We start from the raw sequence: 21,745 nt of genomic DNA, 5'->3' as shown, positions 1-21,745 counted from the left end.
TTTGTTACATCATGTAGTTTAACGGGGGAAGCCCTGAAAAGGTAGGGGTTTCTACCAGTATTAGCCTTTTGGATGATAAAAGGTTTAATTATTTGGCAGGTTTTGTAATAACCACTGCAGCGGATGCGGGATCTGCTGACTGTCGATGCGTTTTACCTGGCTACGGCAGGAGTAACCGGTGGCCACCAGTTTGCCCTGTTTGCTGCTGTCCGCCACGATACCCGCCCAGCTTTGGCTGTAGATGGTTTTCGAGGTTTCCAGGTTTGCTGTTTCATGGCCGAAAGTACCGGACATACCGCAGCACCCGCTGGCCTGCAGGGTCAGTTTATAACCCAGTGCGGCATAAATCTGCTGCCACATTTTGATGGTCGCTGCAGCGTTGGTTTTCTCGGTACAGTGAGCCATCAGGAAGACTTCTTTGTCTTCTGATGCTTCGGTTTCAGCTGCTTTGAAGGCTTCCAGCTGAGCAGTCTGGTTGCCCAGCCACTCCTGCAGCAGCAATACCTCAGGGGCATCACCCTCCGGCAGTGCCTTGGTGTACTCCTGGCGGTAGGTCAGGGTCATGGACGGATCGATACCCACCAGCGGAATACCGGTCTGATTCAGTGCCCGCAGCATCTCAGCGTTATCAGCAGCGGCGCGGCCAAACTGCTTCATCATGCCATGAACGTGCAGCGGTTTACCGTTCGGTTTAAACGGTGCAATAAAGACACGGAAGCCCAGACGGGTCAGCAGGTCGAAAATATCCAGCACCAGACGGGTTTCAAAGAAGCTGGTGAAGGCGTCCTGCACGATAACAACTGTCTTGTCTTTCTGATCTGCCGGAATGCGGGCCAGCGCCTTTGGTGTTGCCCAGGCGACACCGTAGTGCGCCAGTTCATTGGCGATGTTCTCTTTGCAGATCAGCGGGCTGTCGACCATACCGGCGGTGTTTTTCAGCAGGCTCTTCACCGGGCCAAATTTCATCGGCAGGTTGTATAGCAGCGGCACCTTGGCAAAGTAAGGGATCACGTATTCCAGCGTACCAACAAAATAGTCTTTCAGTGGGCGCAGGTAACGGCCGTGGTACAGCTCGAGGAACTTGGAGCGGAATTCCGGCACGTTGACCTTGATCGGGCACTGACCGACACAGGATTTACAGGCCAGACAGCCGGCCATGGCGTCATAGACCTCGTGGCTGAAGTCTTCGTTCTCTTTGCCGCCTTTACGTTTGGCAAGGGTGTTTTTCAGGCGCGGGATAAAGCTGCCGACAAAACCTGCCCGACGTACTTCGCGTACTTCCTGCTGCAGATCGGCCCCAGCCGCTTCCTGCAGGCGCAGCCATTCACGGATCAGAGAGGAGCGGCCTTTTGGCGACTGGGTGCGCTCACGGGTCGCTTTCCAGGACGGGCACATGGCATCGTTCGGATCGTAGTTGTAGCAGGCGCCGTTACCGTTACAGTACATGGCAGCACTGAACTCGTTACGGGTAGCTTCGTTGATCTCACGGTCGTGCTGACCACGGGTGGCCACACCGTCGATTTTCAGCAGCTCAGCGCCTGACTGAGCCGGAGTAGCAATTTTGCCCGGGTTCAGCTGGTTGCGCGGGTCAAAGGCGGCTTTCACTTCCTGAATAAAAGGATACAGCTCACCAAAGAACTCAGGGGCGTATTCAGAACGGACACCTTTACCGTGTTCGCCCCAGAGCAGACCCTTGTATTTCTGGGTCAGTTTTACCACGCCATCGGTGATGGTGCGGATCATGCCTTCCTGGGCCGGGTCTTTCATATCGATGGCGGGGCGAACGTGCAGTACACCGGCATCGACATGGCCGAACATGCCGTAGGCCAGATCATGGCTGTCCAGCAGTTCGCGGAACTCCATAATAAAGTCCGCCAGATTTTCCGGGGGTACGGCGGTATCTTCCACAAAGGGGATCGGGCGTTTTTCGCCTTCGGCGTTACCCAGCAGGCCTACAGCTTTTTTACGCATGCCCCAGATCTTACCGATCTCACCGGCACCCCGGGCGATAGTATAGGCAAAGCTCTTGCCGTTACCGGCCAGCTCGGAACCGGCAATCTGATCCAGATGGGCGGTCAGCTTATCCAGCTTGGCGTTCAGCTCCGCTTCATCGTCACCTGTGTATTCCACCAGGTTGATACCGGCGATGGTTTTGCCATTTTTTCCTTCGGGGAAGTAGTCACGTACGGTGTCCCAGACGATATCGCCCATAGCCAGATTTAGTACTTTGGAATCCACGGTTTCGATGGAGGTCGGGTGCCAGTCCATCAGGTCTTTGGCGTCTTTCAGGGCGTCGTTGAAACTGGCGTACTGAATATTCACCAGAGCGGAGTATTTCGGAATATTCAGGACATTCAGTTTGGCTTCGCTGATAAAGGCCAGACTGCCTTCGGCACCGCAAAGCAGCGCATTCAGGTTGAACTGGCCGTTGTCATCGCGGATATGGGCCAGATCGTAACCGGTCAGGCAGCGATTCAGTTTCGGGAATTTAGCTTCGATCAGCTCCGCCTGCTCGCTGAAGATCTGATCCGCTAAGCGGTGCACGTCACCTACTCGGTCGTCACGCTGTTTGATCTCTGCCAGTGCTTCGTCAGAGATCGGGCCGGAGGTCCATTCGGTGCCATCCAGCATGACAGAGGTCAGCTCCAGCACGTGGTCGCGGGTTTTGCCGTACAGTACCGAGCCCTGACCGCTGGCGTCGGTATTGATCATGCCGCCGATGGTGGCGCGGTTACTGGTGGATAGCTCCGGCGCAAAAAACAGGCCGTGCTCTTTCAGGGCTTTATTCAGCTGGTCTTTTACCACACCGGTCTGAACGCGAACCCAGCCTTCCTCTGCGTTGATCTCCAGAATTTGGTTCATGTGTTTGGAGATATCAACCACCAGACCGTCAGTCAGGGACTGACCGTTGGTGCCTGTACCGCCGCCCCGTGGGCTTAACACCACCTGCTCAAAGCCGGGCTGGTTGCTCAGGCGGGCGATCAGCTGCAGGTCTTTCTGGTTTTTCGGGTACAGCACTGCCTGTGGCAGCACCTGATAAATCGAGTTGTCCGTGGACAGCACCACACGGTTGGCGTAATCCGGATTCAGGTCGCCCTGAAAGCCTTCTGCTTTTAACGCTTCAATAAAGTTCAGGTACTCCTGACGGATCGGAGCCGGTGCGTGCTGTTTCAGATTGGCGGCTGCGTCGGTATATAAAGCGGTGTCGGCCAGTTGCTTAATCATCGGGATCGGGTGCCTTCCAGAGGAAACTGTGTTTTGCCTGCGAGGGTGACCGGACGGCGATCTGTTGATCGCTTCTGATATCAGTCACTCAATACCCGGTATGGATTCGGGGCGCGCAAGGCATCAAAAAAAATGGCCGATGATTTTATCTCAGTCTGTCGAAATAGTCAGTAAAGTGGCTGGGGAGTGTTTTGTAACTTTATTCGACTTTGGTATGAGGTTTATGCAGGATTTCAATAAGTTAAGCAGAGCGGAAAAGCTGCTGGTCAAAAAATAGACAATTTGAGGCTGTATGCCTTTTTTTGTCTGCTTCAGCTGAATTTCCTCAACTTATCCAAAGAGTTATTCACAGCTTTTGTGGGTAAGTGGATTTCTGTGGAAGCTGAGTGACAGCTATTGAATAACCTGTTTTAAATCGCTGAAAGCCTTGTAAAACAAGGGATTGCGCTGTTTCTGTGTGTTATCAATACCTGAGTAGTTGATCTAAAGCAACCCCACTTCAGGGTATTTTTTTCTAATGTCATCAAAAAAGTGCAAAACTGTCATCAAAAATAGATGTCAAGCGGTTTTCTGGGGATAAACTGCATTTTTTACGGGAAATAGCAGTATTATTTGTTGCTCTATTTTGGTGCGCTGCATGTGCGCGGAAAAATCATAATCTCAGGGACATAGAAAAGTTTTTTTATTTGATTCGAACTTTTGTCGGGCTAGCCACTCTTAACTTGTGCCAATCTTGCGCTAAGCAAGTTGATCTGATGACTATCGTCACACTCATCAACCTTTTGGGAGCCTTAATGGCTCCCTTTTTTTGCGCCTATTTCTTTTGCACCCTTATCTTTTTTGCATTCTTTAAATTGATCAGCTGTGTTGCTGATAAAGCGTCTGGTAGATGTTTTGGTAGCGCTGCCACTCATCTTCAAACCTTGATTCATCCCAGTGCAGGTATTTCTGGCACAGTTCTGAAAGCTCGTCTTTCATGCTGGCACCTCCGTCGGCATAAAAGAGGCCGACTCGGGTGCGTCTCAGTAGTAAGTCATCCAGATGCTGAACGGCCAAATGCGCCAGAGCCCAATGCAGTTCGGCTTTGTAGTAAGGCGTTGCAGCAACCTTTTGTTCTGCCGGCACCATTTTGTTCAACGGAATCACATCGGCACCGTACATCTGGTGCAGCGATTCCGGAATCAGCAGGAACTCACCCTGATTGTGGCTGTTAGCCCCCAGTTCCGGCCAGGGTTTGGCGACAGGTGCCTGAGGGCGGAATTTCAGCTGATTGATGGCGTCTTCTGCCATCTTTTGGAACGTGGTTAATTTGCCACCGCAGAGATAAAGCTGGCCATCCTGCCACCAAACTTTGTGCTCCCTGCGTTCCTCCGATGGGGAAGTTTTATTCGGATCGCTGCCGGGTTCCGATAGAACCGGGCGCACACCTGACCAGACACTGAGGCAGTCTTTGGGGCTAAGCTTGCTGGCTGGAAAATAGTGCTGCAGTGCTTTAAACAGATAGTCCTGTTCCTGCTGCTGCATCTGTATTGGATCGTCCATCGGCGTCTTATGATCCAGATCCGTTGTGCCTACCAGGGTGTGGCCCAGCCATGGCAGTGCGAACATCAGACGGCTGTCATCCGGATGAATCAGACAAACCCCTTTTTCCAGAGGCAGACGCTTTTGGGAGAACAGCAGGTGACTGCCCCGCAAAGGTCGGACTTTAACGGGATCATCATGGGGATCTGAAGGGTGGGCGCGGGGCGAGGATGTCCAGGCGCCGGTAGCATGAATAACTTGTCGGGCAGAGAGTCGAATACTGCCGTGATCTTTCGGAGTGATATCGACCTGAAAGCCACCGTCCTGATGACCGGATTCCAGCAGCTGAATATGGTCAACACTGCAGTAGTTGAAGGCTTTACCGCCAAATTGAGCGGCTTCCAGCAGCACTCTTAGGGTGAGTCTGGCGTCATCAGTTACGGCATCTTCAAACTGGGTTGCAGCATAACATTGCTGACTACGCAGGCTGGGAGCGGCCTTCTGCATATCGGCGATGCTGAGCCCTTTATGGTATTTCTTACCTGCCAGAAAATCGTATAGCCACATAAGTGCCCGAAACTTAAAGCGTCCCGGCAAGTGATTACGATAGTGGGGCATCATCAGGGGGAGATGCTCAACCAGACCAGGCAGTTGTCTGCACAGATGCTCACGTGCCTGAACAGCCTGTCGGGTAAGACTTAACTGGCCGGTAGCCAGGTAGCGGATGCCTCCGTGAACCAGTTTGCTTGACTGGCTGGAGGAGCCTGAAGCGAAGTCGTTCTTTTCCAGTAACAGGGTACGATAACCTCTGCGACTGGCTTCAAACAGCAGGCCAGCGCCGGAAATGCCGCCACCGATAATCACAATATCCCACTCTTCATCGGTAAGATGATCCAGTGCCTCTTGGCGGCCTTTGGCTGACCAGTGCTCGGGTAGCATAATTTACTCCTTGTATTCAAACAGTTAGCCGATCGCTTGGCTGTATTGCTGCATGTTTTCAGCATGGCACAGGCTGTCATAACAGGGTAGTGGGATTTGGTTGTCGCCCTGTGTCAGTTTTGTTGGAAAAACTGCGATTGATCAAGATAACCTGTTATTTTGAAAGGAATTTTATTGGAATGGCTGAAGCGAGATGTCCAGTGGCGAGACTCAGAAGATAATGGTTTTCGAAATTGGCGTTTAGAGGATAACTGGGTGTAGCTAGGGGCATAAAAAAGCGCCTAGTGCTATCAGTCAGGCGCTTTTTATTAATTTATGGCAGTCTGGAGGAGGCCTTAGTGGCAGCCGCAATCATCACCGCAGCCTGTGTTCTCAACGGATTCAGTTTCGATGCTGATATCGACAATGTTGCTGGCACCGGGGCGCAGGGTGATTACGCCGTATTCCGTCAGGCTGTCGTCTTCATCCTCTGCACTGCCCACTTCCAGTGTCATGGATGGTCCTTCGAGATGATCCGGAGAGAGTAACAACGTAGCTGGCAATCCCTGATCCCATTCCAGCTGCAGTTCGCTGATATTATTCAGCTCAATAGTTTCGCCGTCGGCGGTGATCGCTTTGATTCGTGGAAGTTGATTCTCAGACACGGCTGACTCCTGTTGGAAAAGTAGGGGTAACTCCGGCGCAGAATAGCAGATTTAGACTGCTATTAAAGCCTGAATAAAAATATCGCTCCGGATTGGTTGTAATCGGGTAGATTTGCATGAGATCGCCGAAATAAACCAAGGTTGTAGAGGTCTGATGCCTTAGTTTGCTTTGAACCTACTGCGTAAGGGATTATAATGAAGCCTCTTTTTATGCGACTAAAGTCTAAATTGGTTGCCGCGGCATAATTTCTCTCTGACGCTAACTGAAAATAATAAACGAGATACTCAATGCAAGCTCACAAGCCATTGGCTGAAACATCTGAAGGATTTCCACCTGAGGCTGATACTCAGGTTATCAGCACTTCTCTGCAGCTGGAGCAGTACCTGCCTTATCGCTTTAATCAGATGGCAGATCAGATCAGTAGCAATCTGACCACTATCTTTTCCTCAGAGTTTGGTGTGAGTTTGTCCGAATGGCGTATTCTAGCCTTGCTAGGTCAGCAGAAAACCATGATTTCTACGGATATCAGTCAGCGCACTAAGATGGATAAGGCAAAAGTCTCCCGAGCGGTTCACAAGCTGGATAAAGAAGGCTATCTGCATCGTGAGCGTGATGAACAGGATCACAGGGTTAGCCATCTGAGCCTGACTCAGTCTGGCATCCGTGTTTATAACGCCATCATTCCGAAAGCGTTGGAGTGGGAAGAGAGTATGGTTACGACTCTGTCCGATGAGGAGCGTGATCTGCTGCATCGGCTGATGAGTAAACTGGACAGTCAGATGAAGGTGATTACTCTGGACTGATTCGGAGCCTGCCTGTTTAACAGGCTGAAAACAGAAAACCCCGCGCTCTTTTATAAAAGTAACTTAGAGCGCGGGGTTTTCTGTTTATAGGGAGGCCCTATAGAAGCCTGAGACTAGTCGTATTCAACATTCAAACGCAGCTGAATGAATTTACGAATCAGTGATGCTTTGAGCACCACCTTCTGTTTGCCAAATCGGGCAATGACCTCTTCATGGTGATCAGAGCCTGACTCTGTCAGTAACCGACTGAGATCTACGCTGCCGGATATCGTGTCCAGTGCCATTGGAGCTTCAGGTTTTAATTGCCAGCTGACCTGGTGGATCGCTTTGTCCTCTGCCTCTGATTGCTGGCTGACCACTGCCAGTTTTGCCTGAATACTATATGTCTCAAGCAGGCCTTTGCTATTAACGGCTTGGTATGACCAGCTGGCTTCTTTACTGTTTTCCTGAGCTCTCTGCTCAGCAGCCTGACGAATATAGAAGGCTGGCAGACTGTAATTTTTATAGTCCGGAGTCAGCAGGTTGTCTCCCCGTTCCAGCCTAACGGTGCTGTAGCGAACTCCGCTCTCAGAAATCAGATAGAAGAATGGATATTCGCCTGCCTCAAAATCCAAAGCCACCCGTCGTTCCGGATCGCTGGCTTTTCCTTCCAGAGGAACTTTCTGCCATTCAGACGTGTAGAGGTGGTCCGGGTAGGGTGCTTTTAAACGAACTTCAGTGGCCTTAAAGGCATTTACAGCCACCGTGATGGCAACCCCTAAAAGTACGGCGGCTGCTATAAACAGGGAGCGTGGCTTGTTTTTAATCGCTTTAGCATTTTTTGGCGGGGCGGGTTTGCGCAGGTTTTTATCCCAGGCTTCAAACAGTTCAACAGGTTCACTGATACCTTTAAGTTTGAAATAGCCATGTGACTGCCATCCAAAGTCGGTATGGTGACTCAGCCAGCTGCGGGCACTATCGAAAACGGTGTAGCTCATATAGACCTGACCGCCATCGGCGAGGCCTTCTATTCGCGCTGCACGGTTAACGTGGCGACCAAAAATATCAAAGGTGACTTCACCCTCAACGGTTACCTGGCCCATGTGCAGGCCGATACGTACTTCAATATCGTCCCACTGGGGATTTTCCTGATTAAAGGCCACCAGTTTCTGCTGAATCAGAATGGCGCGATCAACCGCGCGGCTGGGTTCTGCGAAAACCGCCATCACAGAATCGCCAATATGTTTCAGGATTAGGCCGGAATTGTCTTCTTCGATGATTCCCTGCAACAGGATGTCATGAGCCCGACGTATCTCTTCGACGTAACTTTCGCCTTTTTCTTCCGTCAGTTCGGTGTAGCCTTTGATATCGGTAAACATCACGGTTAATACCGTTGTATGATGACTCGATATATAATCCCGCAGGGAGTTGCTTTCCTGGCCTGAAAGCTCAACAGGTTGGGTCGGTTGCTGGCTCATTGAAATCTCTTATTGATTCATGTCCTTTGGTGAGTTTTTCAACATACCTTTAAATGGTTTGAATGCAAGCGATCTGCTTGTAATCTGTGACAGACATTGAAAAACTCCGGCACGGTAATCTGGAATATAAATTAGGGAATCCATGTTCACATCTGCAATGCGTAACCTTTCATCCGGTGTGATGTTAGGCCTGATCGGAACGGTACTTTCATTATCGTTTGCATCCTTACTTTTCGGCGGCAGTAGCTATAGCCAGTTTCAGGCAGGTATCACCACCCTGTTGATGACCGCAGTAATTGCAACACTGGCCATTGGCTTGTTCAGCTCCCGTGTGGGTATGGCTGCGATTCCTTTGCCGAGTGCTGTAGCGATGACCGCCGCTCTGGTCGCTGAGCAGACCATTGAACAGCAGGATATTCGCCTGGTGATGATCTGCGGCACCTTGCTCGCTGCCTTAGTGATGATCCTTCTGGGGCAGGCAAGACTGGGGCGGGTGATCCGATATCTGCCGCTGCCGGTTCTGGCAGGCTTTCTGGCGGGTGTTGGCTGGTTGTTCTTCAGCGGAGGTATCCGTCTGGTGCAGCCGGAACTGCTGAGTCTGGATCTGATTCTGAATCCTTCGGTCTGGCTGGTGCTGGTTTTTGGTAGCTTGCTGTTTTTTGCCCAGAAGAAATTGGGCGGTTCCATGGTGCTGCCAACCGGTTTTCTGATTCTGGTTTTCCTTTTTAACCTATTGGGTGCAGGTTTCCCTGAATGGTCCGGTAGCTGGTTCTTTGATGGCCGCACGCTCTCTTTCTGGTCAATGAACTGGTTGCCTCAGTATGACCGTATCACGGTTTCTGATGCTGCGGGCTTGCCATGGGGGGGGATTCTCACGCTGGCACTGATCAGTGTGTTTTCAATGCTGCTGCAGGCAACTTCCCTTGAATTGGCTGTAGGTGAAAGTGTTGATCTGGATAGGGAGCTGAAAGTTGCTTCCGGTGCCAACCTTGTAACGGGGCTGATTGGTGGTTCGGTTGCTTCTCTTTCATTGAGCCAAACAACTCTGAATCAGCAGATGGGCGGCCAGGGTAAGGCTCCGGTCATTATTGCGGCGATTGTTCTTCTGCTGTTCTGTCTGGCGGGTAGTTCTGTTTGGGCATTTTTGCCGTTGCCTGCTGTTGCGGTTGTGCTGGTTTATCAGGGCTTGGTCTTTATGGATCAGTGGCTCTATCAGTCCCGCAGTCGTTTCGGTGCGATGGATTACCAGATTATCGCATTGATTTTTGCGGTGATTATCCTGAGCGGTTTTCTGCCTGCGGTGTTGCTGGGTACTCTAATTACGATTCTGATGTTTGTGCGTCAGTACAGTCGTCTGCGGGTTATTCACCACAATACTGATGCAACCACTCTGCGCAGTCGTGTTGAGCGTCCACTGCGTCATAAGAAGGCGCTGGAGAAATACGGTGACCGGGTTCGCGTTGTTCGCCTGAAAGGCTTTCTCTTCTTTGGTACAGCTTATACCTTGCTGGAAGAACTAAAGACGATGCTGGAGCCACCTTGTGTCTTTATGATTCTGGATTTCTCCCGCGTTAGTGGCACAGATTCATCGACGGCAAACGCATTGTTGCGCCTTCACCAGGCCTGTGTGCAGAAGAAGATCATCCTGATTCTGACGGCCGTGCCTTATGAACTGAAACAGCTGCTGGAAGCCTCTGATCTGCAGATGCTGGAAGATGGCGAAGAGACCAAGCTCACCACACGCGGCCTGATGGATACTGCCGGTTTGTTCGTAAACTGGGATCGGGCACTTGAATGGTGTGAGAACGAGCTGATCAGTCGTTTGCCGACCAATGAATCCGGTGAATATACACTGGAATCTGTTCTGAAAGAGCGCCTTGATCTGCTGCCCTATGAGGTTGTTCATCTGGTGCGTTACTTTGAGCCTGTCGATGCTAAGGCGGGTGAAACCTTTATCAAGCAGGGTGACAAAGCCGATTCTCTCTATTTGATTACTAAGGGCAAGGTGGATATCGAGCTTGAGATCGGTGAAGAAAATCGTCAGCGCCTGAAAACCATGATGCCGGGTACCATTATTGGCGAGATGGGCGTTTACACAGGCGGTATCCGGACTGCCTCTGCGACTGCAGTTGTGGACACTCAGCTGATGCGATTAACGGCAAAATCCCTGCAGGAGATGGAAGCCCATAATCAGTTAATGGCCGTTCGCCTGCATCGCTTCGTAGTAATGTTGCTGACTCAACGTCTGAGTGACTCCAACAAGGTTCTGGAAGAGCTGTTCGATTGATCAGGTAACTTTTTTCTGTACGAAAAAGAAAGGCCGGTTGCTTTGTAAGTAACCGGCCTTTTCTTTGGTGCTTCAATTTGCTGAGTGATTCAGAGGCCTGAATCAACCCATGTGGATACGTTTGCCATCGACCTGAACGTCTTTGCGGGCCTTGATAATGGTGTGTTCAGCGCGTAGTGAGGCAGTTTTGTCGACCCGCTGAACAAGGCTTCCAGCTTGCTGCTGGTCCGCTTCTCGTACTACGCGATCACTTCGGGTAAAGCGCTGGCGTATTGTCTCTGCTTTTTGCTCGATCCAGTCTGCGATCAGCTTAAGGCGGCCAACGTTGCTCTCTGCTTCTTTAGCCTGAAAAAACAGACTTAAAGTACGGAAACGGGTTGATAGGTTATTAATTGCAAGTTTCTCGGAGTTTATCTCCAGCTCACTTGATGATTGAATCTGAACCCCTTTTTGGCCATTAATTTTTATCGCCCCTTCAGATGTGATGCAGACATCTTCTGCAGTGGCTAATTGTAGGGGCGCTTCAGACGTTCTTGATAATATCTGACTCACAAAGCAACCTTGTGGTGTTACGGTTAAAAGAATCAGATCACCGATTTCAGGCTTTGTCAGGCAGTCAAAAGCCCGCTTTGAAGGTATAAGAGAACCTTCGGCGTAGACCGAATAGGTATCGCCTTCTTGTTCAATGATTTTTCCTGATAAGAACCTGACTTCGTGTGTTGGCGAAGTGCTTTCTGATGCCTTATCCAGCAGCTGAGAGTCTAAGTGTTGTTTCGGTTTCATGGTTTACCCCATCAACATCACTTTGTTTTGAGCCGGTTTAAGGGTATTGCCCGGTGGTCCATTCTGAGGTGAACCGTTTTGCCCGGTAATAGCGCTCATCTTAGTGGCTGGCTGGCCTTCAATCATCACTTTAGCGCTTCCCATCAGATGGCGACATTCAGACATGATTTTGCTGGATATAAGGCCCCCGGCAACGCCCGCCGTGTCCCCCATACTAAGAGGGATAACGGTTTTGAGCGAGTGTCCCGGCATATTGGCGATCATCACTTTTTTTGATGCTGTTCCCGGGTTGGCCATCATGCCCTGGGCCTGATTTGGGAATGGGGTCGGTATTGGCGGTGCAGGAGGAGCCGGTACCTTGCAGACATCCGGCATCAGCATGCACATATGGCCTTGTTGATTATTCGCAAACATCGTTTGCCCACCTTTCAAAGTAAAATGGCCACTTGTCATCAAAGCAAGCGGTAAATGAGTCTATTTCTTCGGGGCTGGTTTTTGCCAGCTCTCGGCATCAAGTTTTTTTTCATCGGTCTGGAGTGCTGCTTTACGGTTAGAGCCGCTCCAGTCTGTATCTTCTTCTCTAATATTATGCAGATTACAGCGTTCAAGCTCACAATTGCTGATGATAGCCTGAGCCAAGTTGGCATTGCTCAGGTCTGCGTATCGCAATAAACAACCGTTAAAGTTTGCTCCGTTGGCATGGGCGTCTGTGAGCTGAGCCATTTCGAGATTACTCCTGGCAAATTTGGCTTTCACCAGTACAGCACCCTGTAAGCTGCTTTTGTCCAGCTGACAACTTTCAAGGTTGCTCTCAGAGAGATTGACCTCTGAAAAAAGAGCTCCTGTCGCGACAGCATTTTTCAAAACCGATAGCTTAAGATCAGAGCCGGTGAAGTTCGTCTGCGTCAGATTTGACTCGGTAAGATCGCTCTGGCTCAGATTACAGTTCAGAAGCTGTGACATGGAAAGATCACGGCCTGTTAGAATCGCTTTGCTCATATCGCATTCGCTAAACAGTAGTGTGCTCAGGCTGTTCCCGATAAAAGGGAAGGGTGTCAGTTTGCAGTTAAATAAGCTGAGTCTGAAGAGATTCCCTTCGGAAACAGAGCTGTTGGTGAAACTATGCTTTGAAAATGAGGCATGTTCAAAATCACCATCGGTCAGTTTGCAGTTGCTCCAATGGGATTCATTGAATCCGGCTTGTTTGAAATTCGGGGTGTTGAAAGTGCCGTTTTCAGTAGAGGTTTGATGCCACTCGCTGTTGCTGAAATCACATTTTTCAAAGTGACAGCCGACAAAGCTGCAACCCACGAAGTTACAGTTTTCAAAGTCATTTGATGTGAAGTTGCATTGGATGAACTGGCAGTTCACAAATTGGCTAAAGCGCCAATCAATTTGTTGCGCAGTAAGTTTGGTAAAAGAGCAGTTGTTAAAACGACCGTAAGCCATATCAGCCTGAACCAGGCGTTTATCGCTCCATTGGAGCTGAGCTATTTCCTGATCTGATTTGATCGCCAATTGCAGTTCTTGCTGAGATTCAGGCTGTTTGCCCTGAAGAGTATTTGTATTCATTAAGGTTGCCAGTCGGCCAAAATCGTTTGGTTCAGGTTTGCTCTGAAGAAGCTGTTGTCACCGAGAATGGCCTGGTAGAAGTCTGCGCCATAGAGATTGGTGGCGCTGAAGTCGGTGCCGGTCAGTCGAGCACTGATCAGTAAGGTGTTCATCAGATTGCTGCCGTACAGATCTGCGCCGTTAAGATTGCTCTTGGTCCATACGCTTCTCGGTGCACTAATCCTGTTTAAGGTCGCATGATTGAGATCAGCATCGCAAAAGTTTGCATTTTCCAGCTCACATTCGGAAAGATCAGCAGAGGTTAAAGTTGCTTCCAAAAAACTGGCGTCATTTAGATTGTTGTCGGTTAGTTGTGCATCGGTTAGATTGCAGTTACCCAGAAAACGTGCGTTTTCAAGATTCGAATGCACAAGCTTTATGGCTGGCATTTCACAGCTTACCCAGCTGGAAGCTTTGCCTTGGCAGCTTTCAAATTCACTTTGAGAAAACAGACACTCATAGAAGCTGATTTCGTCAAAGATGAGATTAATGCCTTTGATGGATTCGAACTTCGTGCTTGTTAAATTGCTATTGGAAAAATCCACGGAGTCTAGTTGTACCTTGTGTAACTGAGTTTCCAGCCATTCGCTCCGCTTTAGTGTAGTGTTTTGCAATACAGATTTATCTATGGCGCACTGATTCCAGTGGGTATCGGAAAGATCACAGTCCGAAAAGTTACAGTTGCTAAGGTGGCAGGCTTCAAAACGACCCATTGGCATTTCGCAATCGTCAAAACTGCAGTCGACAAAGTCACATTCTCTGAAAGTCCAGTTTGCCAGTGATCCCTTTGATAAATTCAGGTCTTTGATAACTAAATTTGTTAGTTCCAGATCTTTAGGAATAGCTTTCGGATGCTGCAAAAGCTCCAGAAATTCGTTGAGGTTCATCGATCACCCTTCAGTACTTTCCGAATTGATTCTTTTAGCATATCAACGGCGATCTCGTCGGGAGATGGCGGCTTATCATCGCTTTCCGGAGTGAGGGGATATAAACGATTGAGTTCATCCATCATGGTATCCAGTTGTTGATCGACCTGATTCGCGGGGATATTAGCGAGATCTTCCTCGGTAGCTTCACCAGACAGAGTTTTCTTGAGGGACTGGTGTTGTGCATCTGACATTCCCTCGGGTTTGTTTGTCATCTCTTCCTGTAGGGCTTGCTGCCCCTGCTGTGTTTTCTGTTCTGCAATTTGTGCAGCTTTTTCCGGGTTGTCTTTTATGCCTTCCAAGGCTTTCAGATCTTCAGAGTTCGGGAATTTTTCCTTCAGAAGCACCATCAGTGCTGCTTTGTCTTCACTTTCGTCATTTAAAACTTCATCAAGTTGTTCCGGTGATATTCCCAGTTGAGCCAGTGCCTCTTTGATTTTTTCCATGGCTGTATCAAATTGCTGGGAGACTTCTTCTGCGCTTGGGCCAGAATCGGCGGCGCCTTCAGTTCCGGAGCTTGCAGAGGGAGCTGCAGTGGCTCCGGTATCACCTTTTCCTGCGGCCTTGGCTGCAGCAGCAAGAATGCCGCCAAGGCCAAGAGCTCCGATTGCCGCAGTTCCAGGTGGCAGCGGCAAGGGCTTTGCTTCTTCCGAAAGGGTAAGTTGACTAAGTTGCTGGTTGGTGGAAAAAAGCGTATTTACGGTTTCAGGTCTGAAAAGTTGATAGTTCTCAATCTGTTCATCGTCCAGGAGATCATTGCTTCTAGCGTGGGCATGTTCCTGATAAACCGTGATAGCTTTAGTTTCCTCGCCTACGTTACTGTATGCGGCCTGTAGCAAAGTCACTTCTTCTCCATCGAAAGTCTCGATAGGTACTTCGGTTCGGGCTATAAGCACAACCATATTGGCATCAGGTAAAAACAGTGCTGTGTCGATCGGGCAGCTCAAAAGCTGATCAGGTTGGTTGTTTGCCTGAGTCAGTAGGTGGAAATTGAAAGAGGGGAGTTTGCCTTCAATCTCTCTGAATACCGGATGCATGTTTCTGATCAGATAGCGCTCATTACCCTGAATATGCTGCATAAGCCACTGATCCTGCGCGCCCTGCATAAAGAAGTCGGGCTGCAGATTGCTGGCAAAAAATGGCGCTTCATGTTTTTGCCAGTGATCACCGTAGCTTCCCCAGAGTTTTTTGCGGGGCATCCAGTCAACGCTAGTCGCTCCAAGGCTTGCTGGCTTTGGGGTATGTCCGGGACGGGAGACAAGATCATTCTGATATTCAATCTGAGGCAGCGGGTCGCCGGATGATGGATCAAAGCCTATTCCTGTCGGGTTTTGCAGATATTTCTCACCACCGAAGGAGTTAGCGTAACTGATTTCAAGCTCTGATATTGGCTCTGGCGTTGTTGGTGTCAGAATTTTTCGCCAGAAACGAGGTCCAGTAATCGCCAGTCGTTTTTTCAAATCCTGAAACTGAACTTCAACTTCACCTGCGCTGACAGCAAATCCATCAGGCGCATGAAACTTACCATAGACAAGATACTCAGCTTTGGGTTTTGGGAAGCCGATATCGAACACAGCATCATTGGCGATATTGTCCGCGATTGCTTGCCACATATCCTGAGCTGAGTAGGGCAGGCCGATTTTTGCTGTAGGTTGGTATCCATTATGCAGCGGCACACCCATTAGTAGTGTTACTGCCAGACGTTGTTGGTTCTTCCATCCGTAGGGGTAGGTCTGAATGGTGATTTCAGGTGGCGTTATCAGTTGCATTGAGGGTTAGCCTAGCTGAATGATTTGACTATTTATCTTGGCCTGTGAAGAAGACTTCATCTCAATGCCTGACATTGTTATTTTGATGTTATTTGCTCCTGTATCAAGAGTAATATTGTCAGAAGAGATGGTTACATTAGTAGTAGAAAGGTCATCTCCAATAGTCACTTTTTTTGAATCTATGCTTAGGGAATCACTGCCTGCTAAAGCTATTTCTTTTGATTTAAATGTTGCTTTATTAGTGATTGTAGCTTCAGAAGATTCTGCTTTTAATGATAGCTCTGTGCCGGCATCAATCTTGATCGCTTTCTTGTGGAGAAACGTTGCTTCGTTTTCTTCTAGTGCAATTTTATGGGTGTCAGCTGCACCTGTCTGAAGGCTGAGGATCGATTTTTTATCACCATGTGATAATTCCAGCTCTGCTTTTGGAAAGGGCTTGTATTTGATTTCAAACAGTTTTGAATCGATATCTTTAACAGATTGGGCTATAGAGGCTGCTCCTGCTGCTGCCCCGGCACCTGTAACAATGCCTGTTATTGCGGTTGGTAAAACTTCGCCTGATACTGCTGTGAACGTTTTTCCGGCTTTGAGATCAATTGATTCTTTGACTCCTTTCTCATACTTACCGGCAAAAAACTCAATTTCCCTGGCAGCTTTTGAAAGGCTTAGACCAATTCCTGTCAGATCGATGCTCATCTTAACAAGGCTTACATCCAGCTCTAAACTAAAACCTGACAGTTTCGCATCAATATCCGCCCCATAAACTGCAGCCTCAAGCTTTGCACCGAAGGCGGACTTCTCAATAAATGTTTCGCCATCATTGTGTGCCCGATAGTCGCCTTTGTGAACTTCTTGCCAGAGGCCTTTGTGGTATTCATAGGCGTCGCCAATAGTTTTTGTAACGAGCATCTTATCCAGCTCTTCTTTCGTCCACTCTACATCGTTTGGGAAGGTTCCATCGTGCGTGGAGTCATTCTTGTAATCAACATAGTTAACCTCATAGCTATTGCCATAGCTGAAGTCCTTTGAACCGCCAAATGTGTAAGTGTTGCCATCGTTCCAGAAATACTTAGGCCCCTTCTCTCGATGAATGAAGTAGTTTCCACTACGCTCATCATCAGCAGTCATATCAACTCCAAGCTGTCCAGTTGATTCATCTGCAATTTTAAAGGTATGCAGACTGGTCTCATTCAGCAAATCAACAGCGACATCTGAGCCATTAAGTAGGTTTTTCTTTCTACCAGTTGCGGGGGCTGCAGTCCCATCTGTTTTCTTGATCTCAACGTCCGGCGTTTCAGAATCATTGTCACTGTCTACCAAGGCTGTATGCAATGTACCGTTAAGGTTGTCAGCGGTGACAAGGGTTTTCTGATAGCCTCCGCCAATCTCCTGATAATAACCTCCACTGGTCATCATCATCAGTCCGTTAGCGTTGATCGGGTTTGAAGCACCCAGGTGGAAATAGCTATTGCTGTTAGGAGAGAAGAGTTTAATACGCTCTGAGTCCGCCTCATCCTCCATCTCAATAATATTATTAGCGGCGGTCTTGATCTTGTTTTGGGTGTGGTTGTCTTCACGGACGACACTGGGCTTAGATGCGTTAGGAACAGCTCCAGTGATTACAGGGCGATCCGGGTCGCCACCAATAAAGCTCAGAAGAACCTCAGCGCCTTTTAGCAGCGGGAAGTGCATACCACTGTTGTCACCGGCATTTGGCTGAGACATAGGGATCCACCAGGATGCCTGAGCACCATCACGGCCTTTCCGATCAAAAGGAAGCACGACTTTGTAGCGTCCCCGGCTATCCAAGTGTGCATATTGGCCATCACCTTCAGAATCAACAATGGCGTTAAGCACGCCGTAGAATCGTGGTTTTTCGGTTTTCAATTCAGGTCGGAACTGGATGTCCGCTGAGATAGCCTGAATGGTATTACTGTAGGGTTGCTCATTGGTCTGGTGAATTTGACTCAGATCCGGTGCATAGCCGGTGTGGCTGATACTGATTGGCGTGTAATCACAATTCAGTTTGCCGAGGGGGTGGCCGGAGAGGTTTAAAGGGAATGCCGGACAGATTTCAACATCCAATGAGTTGCCATAAAAGCGTGTTTTCTGCATCAGCAGCTCTTCCGCACGAATGTCGGCCAGCTCTTTCGCTTCATCAAGATCAACAAGATTGTCGCAGTAGCGGAACACTTCTCCCATGCCACTGCTGTCGATAAGTGCTTTTGCAGAAAGATCCACTGAAGGCTGGTCGTTATTGTAGTCTTTAACAATAACTTCTTTAGGGACCCTTTGGTTATTTTGTGTCCACTGAAATATTACCGGTGAACCTTCAGAGTATGAATTGCCGGTCACTGGTGAATAGATAGCATTATGACTGTCGGTAGGGTGTTGATTGTTTTTATTGCAAAATACGGCTTTGGATTTTTGGTTGTTTTGTTCAAAAAAGAAATAAACACCTTCGCGTTCTGTGATGCGTTTCAGAAAACTGTAGTGACTTTCACCAAATTGGCAGCGGTAATCCCATTTGCGATAACTGTTTATCAGGCTCAGGTCATATTCATCTGACGTAAGTCCTGCTTCATCGAACAGAAGAGTCAAGGTCTCAGAAAGGTTGAGCCCTAAGTAAACCTCGTTGGTGGTAAATTGCGATAAAAGCCATAGGCGAGGAACCAATGTTGCCTGATAAAGGTAGCCATTTTCCGTTGTTTTCAGATAGTTGAAATTTGACAAAATCCCGTTGAAATCGCGCTTTTTACCATAACTTTCAATGGTTAACGTGCAGTTTTCATCGAGTAAGGCGTCGGTGTCTAAGGTGTCTGAGTAACTGATGAGCTGTATTTCAAACTGATAGAGGTCGCCCAATGATTCAGTTCCGTTGAATTGTAAGACCCGAAATTCGTCCTCAGGGATGTTGTCACATTGAAACGAAAAATTGACATCGGACGAGAGGCTCATAGTCGACACCTGTAAATTACTAATATTGTAAATTATTGATAAATGAGAGTAATTGTTCTACGTGCTTTTAGAGCAATTGGTCGCATATTTGTTTGTACAGTGTTTAAAGCTGTTTGGGCACTAATCTGGTGCGTATTTATGAACTGCATCATAAAAAATATATAAAACTTTATTTTGTAATTTACATTGTTTTTACTTTATCTTACAAAAGTTAAATGCAAGTTTGCCCTAAAGTTTTGCACTGCATTGGGTCGTCAGTGATTTATTGGTGGTGCCAGGGCTTTGAAGATAATAAACCCGGAGTAGTGACGGATGGCTAGCAAAAATTCAGGGTCGGTGGCACCGAAGGAAAGAATTAATATTTCCTATCGCCCGGCTACTGGCGGTGCGAAAGAGCGTGTAGAACTTCCTTTTAAAGTTTTGGTGATGGGGCAATTTACCCCAGCTCCTGATGAAGATGTGCTTGAAGATCGAGCGACAAAGAATATCAATCGGGCTAATTTTGACGAAGTGATGTCAGGTATGGACCTGAAGCTGGATTTCTCGGTAGCCAACAAACTGAGTGCTGATGGTGATGATATTGCTGTTAGTCTTGACCCGAAAAGCCTGAAAGATCTTGAGCCGGATAGCATAGTTCAGGCCGTTCCTGAATTGCAGAAGGTGCTTCAGCTGCGTGAGGCTCTGAAGGCGTTGAAAGGCCCTCTGGGTAACACTCCGAAGATGCGTAAAACGATACAGTTGATGCTGGAAGATAAAGATTCCCGCAAGCAGCTGATGCAAGAACTTGGTCTGAAGAAGTAGGGGCGCAGAGAGATGAGCGAAGAAACCCAAGTACAGGAACAAACGCAATCTCAGCCTCTGGTTGGTGAGATTCTTGAATTTACCCGTCTTGCTGAACAGGACGAAGGTTATGAACTGGCTCGTCAGGGTGTTGAGGCGATGCTGTCTGAGCTGCTGACCAAATCTGAGCCGGTCGAGCGTGTCGATAAGTCTCTGGTAGATCAGATGATTGATGAGCTTGATCAGCGTCTGGGGCAGCAGTTGGATGCCATTCTGCACAATGATGAGTTTCAGAAGCTGGAGTCAGCTTGGCGTGGTCTGGCATTTCTGGTTAACCGTACCGACTTCAATGAAAACATTCGAGTTGAACTTCTGAATGTTGATAAGGATGAGTTGCTGGAAGATTTTGAAGATGCGCCAGAGCTCAATCAAACCGCTATGTTCCAGAAGGTGTACACCGAAGAGTACGGCCAGTTTGGTGGTGAACCCTACGGTGTTTTGGTTGGTGGTTATGAATTTGGTCCGGGTGCTCAGGATATCAAGTTGCTGGAAAGCATGTCAGGCCTGGCTGCTGTGACGCATGCACCATTCATCGCTTCGGCAGGGCCGTCTTTCTTCGGCTTGGGTGAGTTCGATGAGCTGCCTGATCTGAAGGAGCTGGATTCTCTGTTTGAAGGTCCTCAGTACCTGAAGTGGCGTGGTCTTCGTGATACAGAAGATTCCCGAAATATCGGCCTGACTCTGCCACGCTTTATGGGGCGACTGACCTATGGGGAAAACAAGCCTGTTAAAAGCTTTACTTACACCGAGCAGGTAGAAGAGAAGTCTGATTACCTGTGGGTTAATGCGGCTTACGCTTATGCAACCCGACTGGTGGATAGCTTTGCACATTACCGCTGGTGTCCGAACATTATCGGCCCTCAGTCCGGTGGTGCGGTGACAGATTTGGCTGTTCACGTGGTTGATAATCAGGGGGCTACGACTCTGAATGGCCCGGTTGAGACCTTTATCTCTGACCGCAAAGAGTACGAATTATCTGAGCTGGGTTTTATCCCGCTGACTCAGCGTAAGAATGCTGATAATGCGACTTTCTTCTCGTCAAATTCTGTGCAGCGTCCGAAGCAGTTCGGTACTGAGCCAGAAGCTCGTCAGGCTGAGCTGAACTACCGTCTGGGTACACAGCTGCCATATCTGTTTATCGTTAACCGTCTGGCACATTACATCAAGGTTCTGCAGCGAGAAAATCTGGGCAGCTGGAAAAGCCGTGTAGATCTGGAAGCTGAGCTGAATCGCTGGATTCGTCAGTACGTGGCTGACCAGGAAAGCCCGTCACCTGCAACCCGTAGTCAACGTCCTCTGCGTAAAGCACAGGTTAATGTTGTTGAGGTTGATGGTGAAGCAGGCTGGTATCAGGTTGGCTTGGAAGTTACGCCTCACTTCAAGTTCATGGGAGCGAACTTCACCCTGTCATTAACCGGTCTGCTGGATCGCGTTTAACGCATTTTTTGAGGAGTTCTTACCATGCCAAGTGAAATTTATCTGACCATTGAGACCGAAGAAGGTGAGTCTTTAACCGAAGGTACCTCCAGTACCGAAAGTATTGGTGCTTTCTTCAAGACGGCTCACGAAGACGAGATCTTTGTGACCGCTTTCGATCACAAGGTTGTTATCCCTACAGATCGTCTGACAGGTCAGGTGATGGGTAACCGTAAGCACGAGTACCTGGAAATCCGTAAGCTGATCGATAAAAGTTCACCACTGCTGTTTCAGTGTATCGCAGAGCCTAAAGCTCTGACCTGTACTCTGAACTTCTTCCGCCCGGCGGATACCGGTAGTGATGGTCAGCCGGTGCACTACTACACTATCGAGCTTGAAGGTGCCAAGATCGTTTCGATCCGTACCTGTTCTCCAAATATGCTGGACCCTGAGAATGATGGCTTCCCGGCATTTGAAGAGGTTCGCTTCACCTATAACAGCATTACCTGGAGTCATGAAATTGCTTCCAGTACCGCTATCGATAACTGGGCTGGTGCAGAGTAGT

At 48.7% G+C, this 21,745-nt stretch carries 15 protein-coding genes; 5 read left to right on the top strand and 10 right to left on the bottom strand.

Annotated elements, in window-relative coordinates; genetic code table 11:
* Nucleotides 1-84: 84 nt before the first annotated feature.
* The 3 genes from ydiJ to BV405_RS07175 form a co-directional block, all read right to left on the bottom strand.
* Nucleotides 85-3,225, bottom strand: coding sequence for a D-2-hydroxyglutarate dehydrogenase YdiJ (ydiJ, locus tag BV405_RS07190; RefSeq protein WP_086480204.1), 3,141 nt, complete (start codon nt 3,223-3,225; stop codon nt 85-87).
* A gap of 858 nt (nt 3,226-4,083) precedes the next feature.
* Nucleotides 4,084-5,685: a glycerol-3-phosphate dehydrogenase/oxidase gene (locus BV405_RS07180; protein ID WP_086480202.1), complete on the bottom strand. Its 1,602-nt coding sequence runs from the start codon at nt 5,683-5,685 to the stop codon at nt 4,084-4,086.
* A gap of 335 nt (nt 5,686-6,020) precedes the next feature.
* Nucleotides 6,021-6,329, bottom strand: coding sequence for a hypothetical protein (locus BV405_RS07175; protein ID WP_086480201.1), 309 nt, complete (start codon nt 6,327-6,329; stop codon nt 6,021-6,023).
* A 288-nt stretch (nt 6,330-6,617) separates the two neighbouring features.
* Here BV405_RS07175 and BV405_RS07170 point away from each other — a divergent pair, with 288 nt between their 5' ends.
* Nucleotides 6,618-7,133 (top strand): MarR family winged helix-turn-helix transcriptional regulator, encoded by a 516-nt coding sequence (locus BV405_RS07170; protein WP_086480200.1) that lies wholly within the window; start codon nt 6,618-6,620, stop codon nt 7,131-7,133.
* A gap of 113 nt (nt 7,134-7,246) precedes the next feature.
* On the opposite strand, the gene BV405_RS07165 is transcribed toward BV405_RS07170, so the two are convergent.
* Nucleotides 7,247-8,590, bottom strand: coding sequence for an adenylate/guanylate cyclase domain-containing protein (locus BV405_RS07165; protein ID WP_086480199.1), 1,344 nt, complete (start codon nt 8,588-8,590; stop codon nt 7,247-7,249).
* Nucleotides 8,591-8,732: 142 nt separating this feature from the next.
* Here BV405_RS07165 and BV405_RS07160 point away from each other — a divergent pair, with 142 nt between their 5' ends.
* On the top strand, nt 8,733-10,877 hold the full coding sequence (locus tag BV405_RS07160) for an SLC26A/SulP transporter family protein (protein ID WP_086480198.1): 2,145 nt from the start codon (nt 8,733-8,735) through the stop codon (nt 10,875-10,877).
* Nucleotides 10,878-10,979: 102 nt separating this feature from the next.
* On the opposite strand, the gene BV405_RS07155 is transcribed toward BV405_RS07160, so the two are convergent.
* The 6 genes from BV405_RS07155 to BV405_RS07130 form a co-directional block, all read right to left on the bottom strand.
* Entirely contained in the window at nt 10,980-11,660 is a 681-nt protein-coding gene (locus BV405_RS07155) for a DUF3540 domain-containing protein (protein WP_086480197.1), read from the bottom strand.
* 3 nt (nt 11,661-11,663) lie between these two features.
* Nucleotides 11,664-12,074 carry a PAAR-like domain-containing protein gene (locus tag BV405_RS07150; protein ID WP_086480196.1) on the bottom strand — a complete coding sequence of 137 codons (411 nt, stop codon included), beginning with the start codon at nt 12,072-12,074 and terminating at the stop codon, nt 11,664-11,666.
* Between the two features lie 60 nt (nt 12,075-12,134).
* Nucleotides 12,135-13,109, bottom strand: a complete 975-nt coding sequence (locus BV405_RS07145) for a pentapeptide repeat-containing protein (protein ID WP_176330077.1) — start codon at nt 13,107-13,109, stop codon at nt 12,135-12,137.
* Nucleotides 13,110-13,231: 122 nt separating this feature from the next.
* Entirely contained in the window at nt 13,232-14,158 is a 927-nt protein-coding gene (locus BV405_RS07140) for a pentapeptide repeat-containing protein (RefSeq protein WP_086480194.1), read from the bottom strand.
* A complete protein-coding gene (locus BV405_RS07135) occupies nt 14,155-15,966 on the bottom strand; it encodes a DUF2169 family type VI secretion system accessory protein (RefSeq protein ID WP_086480193.1) in 1,812 nt (603 codons plus the stop codon). Before BV405_RS07135 ends, BV405_RS07140 begins: the two co-directional genes overlap by 4 nt.
* Nucleotides 15,967-15,972: 6 nt before the next feature.
* A complete protein-coding gene (locus tag BV405_RS07130; protein ID WP_086480192.1) occupies nt 15,973-18,924 on the bottom strand; it encodes a type VI secretion system Vgr family protein in 2,952 nt (983 codons plus the stop codon).
* 312 nt (nt 18,925-19,236) lie between these two features.
* Between BV405_RS07130 and tssB the strand changes: the two genes are divergently transcribed.
* From tssB to tssD, 3 genes are read left to right on the top strand one after another with little or no spacing between them, the layout of a single operon-like run.
* A complete protein-coding gene (gene tssB, locus BV405_RS07125; protein ID WP_086480191.1) occupies nt 19,237-19,725 on the top strand; it encodes a type VI secretion system contractile sheath small subunit in 489 nt (162 codons plus the stop codon).
* A gap of 12 nt (nt 19,726-19,737) precedes the next feature.
* Nucleotides 19,738-21,201 carry a type VI secretion system contractile sheath large subunit gene (tssC, locus tag BV405_RS07120; protein WP_086480190.1) on the top strand — a complete coding sequence of 488 codons (1,464 nt, stop codon included), beginning with the start codon at nt 19,738-19,740 and terminating at the stop codon, nt 21,199-21,201.
* 24 nt (nt 21,202-21,225) lie between these two features.
* Complete coding sequence (tssD, locus tag BV405_RS07115) at nt 21,226-21,744, top strand: type VI secretion system tube protein TssD (RefSeq protein WP_086480189.1); 519 nt, start codon at nt 21,226-21,228, stop codon at nt 21,742-21,744.
* Nucleotide 21,745: the final 1 nt, after the last annotated feature.

The organism is Oceanospirillum sanctuarii, from assembly GCF_002150805.1.
Classification (GTDB): domain Bacteria; phylum Pseudomonadota; class Gammaproteobacteria; order Pseudomonadales; family Halomonadaceae; genus Oceanospirillum; species Oceanospirillum sanctuarii.
The sequence above is the reverse complement of the archived record's forward strand: the minus strand, read 5'-3'. Positions and strand labels throughout refer to the sequence as shown.